The organism is Pseudomonadota bacterium (genome assembly GCA_026388215.1).
In the GTDB taxonomy this organism is placed as follows: domain Bacteria; phylum Desulfobacterota; class Syntrophorhabdia; order Syntrophorhabdales; family Syntrophorhabdaceae; genus JAPLKF01.
This window is the reverse complement of record JAPLKF010000243.1, coordinates 1-7,240: the sequence shown is the minus strand read 5'-3', so window position 1 is coordinate 7,240 and position 7,240 is coordinate 1. Positions and strand designations below refer to the sequence as shown.

Below are 7,240 nucleotides of genomic sequence, written 5' to 3'. Positions count from 1 at the left end.
TGTAATTGGTGATGTGAGGATTGGAGATAACTGTTATATCGGACATGGAGCCATACTCCGCGGGGATTATGGCTCTATTCAAATTGGCTCTGGAACTGCAATTGAAGAGGGGGTAATTATTCATGCCCCTCCAAAAAAGACCTGCAAAATCGGGGCGAAGGTTACCATTGGCCATGGTGCAATAATACATGCGAGCACAATTGGCAACCTTTCTGTAATAGGTATGGGGGCGGTTTTAAGCATTTATTCAGAGGTTGGAAAAAATACAATAGTCGCAGAAGGGAGTGTTGTGAAGATGAGGCAGGTAATACCAGGAGGGGTTGTAGTCGGGGGCAATCCGGCAAAGATTATCCGGAAGATATCGTCAAAAGATGAAGAATATTGGAGTATAGCAAAGGAGCTTTATATAAACCTTGCAAAAAAATATCTAACACTGGGGCTTAAACAGGTTGATAGAGGTCGATGATAACAAAGATTCATATAAGGATTAAGACCTTCTTTTCAAGGCACCTTACACCTTCCCGTATCTTTGTCATTAGTTTCGCTGCAGTTATCATGGCAGGGGCCATCCTCCTCTGGTTTCCATTTTCCGCAAGTAAGGGCCAGTTAACATTTGTTGATGCCCTTTTTACTTCTACCTCTGCGGTGTGTGTTACGGGGCTCGTTGTTCTGGATGTGGGGAAAGACCTCTCCCTGACAGGTCAGATTATCACCATGATCCTTTTTCAATTTGGGGGATTGGGTATCATAACCTTCTCTGTATTCTTCTTCGGCCTTATGGGTCGGGGGATTTCTTTCAAAGGGAGAGAGATTGTACAAACCACCTTTTTACATACCCCTCGAAGGGATTTCTACATTGTCCTAAAATCTGTTGTTTTGCTGTCGTTCATTATTGAGGCACTTGGAACACTTTTTTTGTATATCCCCTTCTCCCGAAGTTTTTCCCCATCACAGGCCTTTTATTATGCCCTTTATCATGCGATTTCCGCATTCAACAACTGTGGATATTCCCTCTTCTCCAATAACCTGATAGACTACCAGGGGGATCTTATTGTCAATCTGACAATCATGGGGTTAATTGTGCTTGGCGGGATTGGTTTTATAGTACAGCATGAAATCATTTCCAAAATAAGAGGTTTTCAAAAGAGGTTATCAGTTCATAGCAAGCTTGTTCTTATAACCACAGCGATTCTTATAGTTTTAGGGGCGCTGCTCTTTTATATCTTTGAAAAAAATCATATTGTTAAGGGTTTTTCCACTGAGACAACAATCCTGATTTCATTTTTTCAGTCCATCACTCCAAGAACCTGTGGATTCAATACAGTGGATATTGGACTGCTTACAAACGAAACAATCCTTGTTCTGATAATCTTCATGTTCATTGGGGCTTCTCCTGGCTCGACAGGCGGGGGCATTAAGACAACGAGCGCGTCCCTTCTTTTCTTAATTATGTGGAATCGATTAAAGGGAAGTGAAGAGGTAACCGTTTTTAATAGAACCATCCCGAGAGAGATTTTGACCCGGGCAATTTCGATCATGTTTGCATCAGCCTTCTCAGTTTCGCTCATTACATCGATTCTCCTGTTTACCGGAATGGGTAATCTTCCAGCCCTGGAGAGCCGTCACCTGTTTATAGAATATCTTTTTGAAACGGTATCTGCCTTTGGGACAGTGGGGTTATCTATGGGGATTAGCCAGAAATTGAATGACATTCAAAAGATAGCGGTCATTGTGATGATGTTTGCAGGAAGGGTAGGGCCTTTGACACTTGCCTTTTCTCTTTCCATAAGCTCCTCAAAAAGGAGCATAACATATGCAGAGGAAACTGTAATGGTAGGCTAAGGAGGTTTCAAAATGCAAAGGGTTATTGTAATAGGACTGGGTATTTTTGGCTTTAATATCGTGAAGGGGCTTTACGAAAATGGCATTGAAGTGATTGCGATCGATAAAAAAAGAGAGGCCGTCCAGCAGGTCAAGGATTTTTGTACTAAAGCGATCCTTGCAGATGGTATGGACAAAGAGGTAATAGATGCTGTTGGTCTTCGGGAGGATGATGTGGTGATTGTCTCTTTCGGGGAAGATCTGGCTGCAAGTACGCTCATTACGCTTCATCTCAGAAACTTAAAGGTGAAAAATATTATCGTGAAGGCACCGAATGAGGAACATAAGATGATTCTGGAGAGGGTTGGGGCAACAGAGGTGATCATTCCAGAAAAAGAGATGGCAGGCAAGGTAGTGAAAAGTCTAATTTATCCGAATGTTCTCGACTACATCCCCCTGAGTGATGATTATATGGTCGGTGAAATTGCACCACCAAAAGGCTTTCTTGGAAAGACAGTTGGAGAGCTACAGTTGAGGAGTAAATATCATATAGAGGTGATTGCAGTCAGAGACATACTTACAGATCAGATTCAGATGGTGCCCAGAGCTAATTTCGTTATTAAGGATGGTGAGGCTTTAGTGGTGATTGGTAAAGCAAGCGATATTGAGAAAATAAGATGAGTTAAAGTATAAGTTGTAGAATATAGTCCGCATGTGTATGACAAGATGGGTACATCATGTGTAAATTTTGAAGAAAAGTAGGCAGTATGAAGTAGGCAGTTACTGCTTACTGCTTACTCCCTACTTGTTGACTTTACTGGGGTATTAACATGGCTGAAATAAAAAGCGCAATAGAATTGGCAATGGAAAAAACGAAAAACCTTATAATGGATGAGGAAGAAAGAAGACTGTCTGTCCTGAAAGATACAGAAAATAAGATAAGGGCAACCTTGCGAAGGTACTTAGAGGGCATGATAGAAAAAAAAGATGATGTCGAAAAGGAGATTGAAGAGATAAAAGGAGATAAGGGGTTAAAGAGGTCTCTGCTGATGGATTTATTAATTGAGGAGTTTGATATTGGAAGTGATAATACAAGATTGCTTGAGCTTTTTTACATTGTAAACGGCGGATTACAGGAATCATTAAAAAAGGAATTGGAAATGTTACAAAATAAATTTAAGGAAGAAATGGAAAAGAGAGGAATGATTATCAGGGAAAGAATAACGGGTCGTTTAAAAGAGATGGGCATTACAGGTGATGGTGTGGAGCCAAACATTGAGGAATGGGATGAGTGGAAGGAAGGGCATGAAGAGACAGGAATGGTTTTTAAAAAACGCATCGCAGAGTGGAAGAACAAGTTGACTAAAACATTAGGAAACAAGGATTCGAGGGAAGGAATAGACCATTAATCTCAGAGAGATATACAGGAGAGAAAAAGAAAATCTTTACAGGGTTGTGGCCGATGACCCTGTGGAGTTTTTGCAGAGATATAAGGAAAATAGGAATATAGAGATTGCCGGTTTTCTTGCCTCCCAGTTTGCATACGGGAAAATAGACATATTTAAAAAGTTCTTGAGAACGCTTTTTGAGCTTATGGGTGATAGCCCTTATGAGTTTATCAAGAGGGGAAAATTTTCAGCCCTGAGTAAGCTCTACTATAGATTTCAGAAAGGCAAGGATATTGTACTCTTGTTTCACACCTTAAAGAGGATACTCGACGGGTATGGAAGTATCGGTATGATGTTGAAGTCCCTATATAACGAGGATATAAGAAGTACATTATGGGCGGTGAGGGAGCATTTTTTCGGCAATGGTAATGAACTGATATTCTTTTTCCCAAAACGGTCAAATACAAACCCTTTAAAGAGATGGAATCTCTATCTCAGGTGGATGGTGAGGAAGGACGAGATAGATGTGGGTATATGGAGTTTCATCGATAAGCGGGATTTAATTATCCCCCTTGATACGCATATCTTCAAGATAGGGAGATGCCTTGGTTGGACGAAATGCAAAACCCCTTCATTTAAAGCGGCGTGTGAGATAACAGAAGTTCTGAAGGCCATTTCTCCAGAAGACCCCTTGAAATATGATTTCTTTTTATGCCACATGGTCGGTATTGGTGCGAAATGTACCGGCAAGAAGACACTGGCATGTGTGGAGAGATGTATGCTGGTAGACAGTTCGGAGTTATGAGTTCAGAGTGAAATATTTGTGATGCACGATACACGATGCGTGGTACATGTTGCAGGATAAGCCTCTATTCAGCATGGAGCGTTAATAGTATTTATACTCTCCTTATCCTGTCAGCATAAGAAGGTTTGCTGCAGGTATTATAAAACAGTTATCGGGGAATGTCTCTACGTTGTCGCAGCGATAAACAATCTGATAAAAAGGGATACTTAGTTTATTACCGAAATATCTCCCTGTGGCGCTGATTGAAGTATCTGCCTCTTTCGTTTCAAATAATGCAAAAGGCTTGCTGTCTTTTGTTAGAAGAAAGTCCACCTCGTGTTTATTCTTGTCCTTTAGATACATGATTTCGAAATTTCCTAAACCTGTTTCAGTAAATCGTGCTGCCATTCTGAGTAAACACACTGCAATAAGGTTTTCGAAGCGGTATCCGCCATCAGGAATATTTGACCAGTCAAAAAAGTAGAGCTTTGTCTCCTTCTTTACAGAGCGCACTATAGTTTTTTGCCATGGCCTGATGGTAAAGATAAGGTAGAGTTCTTTTAGAATCTCAAGCCAATTAACTATTGTTGCGTGGTGATAACCTGTATCCTCCCGCAGAGAATTTATGCTCAGTGGAGACCCTACTTTTGTGGGAAGTATCTCTATAATCTGTTCAATACCTCTTATATCCGTGATTCTTGACAAATCCCGTACATCTTCTTTTGTAAGGAGTGTTTTGTACTCTCTCCGCCATCTTTTGTGAAATCTCGGTGAGTTCTTAAGGAATGGTTCGGGAAAACCGCCAAAGATAAGAAGATTTGCAAGGCTATCCACTAAGCCCTGAGTCCTTACCTTCCTTGCGAAATCCATTAACAGGTCTCCTCTAACAAAAGGCTCATCATTCTGAAGTACAGAAGAGAAGTCTCCTGCTGCCTCAGGGAGTCCAAGCGGAAGCATCTGATATGAAAAATACCGCCCGATTAACGAATCCCCTGATTTCCTATACATCCCCAGACGGGCACTCCCCGTAACAAGAACTCTTATTTTTTCCTTGCTTGTATCATAGATGCCTTTCAGTATATTTCTCCAGTTTTTGTGTTTATGGATTTCATCAAAAACGAGAGGAACAGGCTCTCCCTTGAATTTATTGTCAATGATATTTCTAAAATAGAGGGGGTTTCTTGTGTACTCCTTCAATACAGCCGGGTCATCCCAGTTGAAATACATATCCTCAAACCCAACAGATGCAAGCCAGTTTTTTGCGAAAGTGGTCTTACCGACCTGCCTCGGACCTGTGAGAAACACCATTTTACCGGCATTCATTTCTGGATCAAAGATGTATGTGCCAACCAATCGTTCCATAAGGCAATTTTACACTAATATGTAAAAAAGTCAAGGCAATTTTACACTAATATGTAAAAAAGGCGCTTCTTAATTTTAAGCATCCTGTTGCCCCAAACCTTTCTTTGTGGATGAAGAGTCTTTTATCCGAAAGGTATTCCCCTCAAGGAAAATCTTTCGGCTTCAACAGTTCTATCTGGTTTGGGCAACAGGCTGTGAAGATTCGACCCTGAAGACCACATTGATAATTGGTGTCAAAAGATTTACAATCACCAAAAATTATGTCCCCTGATAAATTGAATAAGTACAAAGATTAAAAGGGGCGAGAAGCTTGATGGAACATAGGTATGGTTTGCTTTAGGGTTGGTTTTATTGTAGATTTACTGATTAACCCATGTGCCTATTTACCCATTCACTGTATTTCAGGAGTATCTTCTGGTGAAGTTTAAAATCATAAGCCTTGGCTGTCCGAAGAACCTTGTAGAATCAGAATATATTGCACAGAGGCTTGAAAAGGAGGGGCACACCCTCTCCGAAACACCAGATTGTGTTATCATAAATACCTGTGCATTCATTGAGGATGCGGCAAAAGAGTCTATCGAGACCATACTGGAGGCAGCAAAAGAGGTAGAAGGTGGTCAGAGGAAACTGGTTGTAACAGGATGCCTTGTAGAACGCTACAGGGAAAAACTTGCCGGGCTTCTGCCTGAAGTAGACCTTTTTATCGGGAGGAATTTTTACGAAGAAATAGAAACATTGATTGAGAGAAAAGGCTTCTTTCATAGGGAAGGCATATTCTCTGAGACATTTCCAAGAAAGATATTGACAGGCAGCCCCTCAACCTACTTGAAGATTCAGGAAGGCTGTGATAACAGGTGCAGTTATTGCACTGTCCCTGATATAAGAGGGGGCTTACAGAGCAGAACATTAGAAGACATAAAAAAGGAATTTATATGGCTCATACATAGTGGTTTTAAAGAGATTAATATAGTTGGTCAGGATATCACAGCTTATGGAAGACATACTGGTTTAAATCTCAAGATATTATTAAAATCCCTGCTTGATATAGAAGGAGATTATTTTTTAAGACTTTTGTATATGCACCCAAAAGGCATAGACGAAGGGCTTATAAACATGATAAAAAATGAGGAAAGGATTATTAACTACATGGATATACCGATTCAGCATTCTGAAGACAAAATCCTTAATTTGATGGGCAGGGGTTATACAAAGGCACAATTAGAGGTGTTGCTGGATAAGATTAAGAAAGAGATACCTGAAATTACACTGAGAACCACAGTGATTGTTGGTTTTCCTAAGGAGACTGATGAGGATTTTCTTAATCTATGTAATTTTGTGAAAAAATGGGAGTTTGATATGCTGGGGGCATTTATGTATTCGAGGGAAGAAGGGACATTAGCAAGCAGAATGAAAGGACATGTGAGAAAAGGCATAAAACAGGAAAGGTACAATAAGATTATGGAGATACAGAAGGATATATCAAAGAGAAGATTAAAGAGGTTAAAAGGTGAAAGGTTAAAGGTAATAATTGAGGAAAAAGAAGAAGAAACAATGACTGGAAGACTCCTCACACAGGCTCCAGACATTGATGGCATGGCTTTTATAAAAGGCACATGCAATGTAGGAGAAATGAGAGAAGGTAAAATAGTGAAAACCCTTGATTATGATGTTATAGTGGAAGTGTAATGAATGGCAGAGAGCAAAGGGCATAGAGCTGAACTAACGCTATGCGCTTTGCGCCATGTAGTTATTATAGAGGTAACAGGAGAGCATAATGGAACCGATAAATGAGTTAATGGAAGTGAGGAAAGAGAAGGAAAAAGCCCTACGGGAGCTCGGTATAGATACCTATCCAGAGGACAGAGGACCTTACGCAACCACACTG

General features: G+C 40.5%; 7 protein-coding genes. 6 read left to right on the top strand and 1 reads right to left on the bottom strand.

Features of this window, described 5'->3' with window-relative positions; all coding sequences use genetic code 11:
* The 5 genes from NTU69_11740 to NTU69_11720 all read left to right on the top strand — a co-directional run.
* A partial coding sequence (locus NTU69_11740; protein MCX5804181.1) for a gamma carbonic anhydrase family protein occupies positions 1-466 on the top strand: 466 nt, incomplete at its 5' end.
* The gene (locus NTU69_11735; GenBank protein MCX5804180.1) at positions 463-1,842 is read left to right on the top strand and encodes a TrkH family potassium uptake protein; all 1,380 of its coding nucleotides are present in this window, start codon (positions 463-465) and stop codon (positions 1,840-1,842) included. The genes NTU69_11740 and NTU69_11735, both read left to right, overlap by 4 nt.
* 12 nt (positions 1,843-1,854) lie before the next feature.
* Positions 1,855-2,502, top strand: a complete 648-nt coding sequence (locus NTU69_11730) for a TrkA family potassium uptake protein (protein MCX5804179.1) — start codon at positions 1,855-1,857, stop codon at positions 2,500-2,502.
* A 149-nt stretch (positions 2,503-2,651) separates the two neighbouring features.
* Complete coding sequence (locus NTU69_11725; protein ID MCX5804178.1) at positions 2,652-3,230, top strand: hypothetical protein; 579 nt, start codon at positions 2,652-2,654, stop codon at positions 3,228-3,230.
* Positions 3,231-3,291: 61 nt separating this feature from the next.
* Positions 3,292-4,014, top strand: coding sequence for a TIGR02757 family protein (locus NTU69_11720; GenBank protein MCX5804177.1), 723 nt, complete (start codon positions 3,292-3,294; stop codon positions 4,012-4,014).
* A 102-nt stretch (positions 4,015-4,116) separates the two neighbouring features.
* Here the strand turns inward: NTU69_11720 and NTU69_11715 are convergent, their stop codons facing one another.
* Positions 4,117-5,355: an ATP-binding protein gene (locus NTU69_11715; protein MCX5804176.1), complete on the bottom strand. Its 1,239-nt coding sequence runs from the start codon at positions 5,353-5,355 to the stop codon at positions 4,117-4,119.
* Positions 5,356-5,772: 417 nt separating this feature from the next.
* Here NTU69_11715 and rimO point away from each other — a divergent pair, with 417 nt between their 5' ends.
* On the top strand, positions 5,773-7,041 hold the full coding sequence (rimO, locus tag NTU69_11710) for a 30S ribosomal protein S12 methylthiotransferase RimO (protein ID MCX5804175.1): 1,269 nt from the start codon (positions 5,773-5,775) through the stop codon (positions 7,039-7,041).
* Positions 7,042-7,240 lie beyond the last annotated feature (199 nt).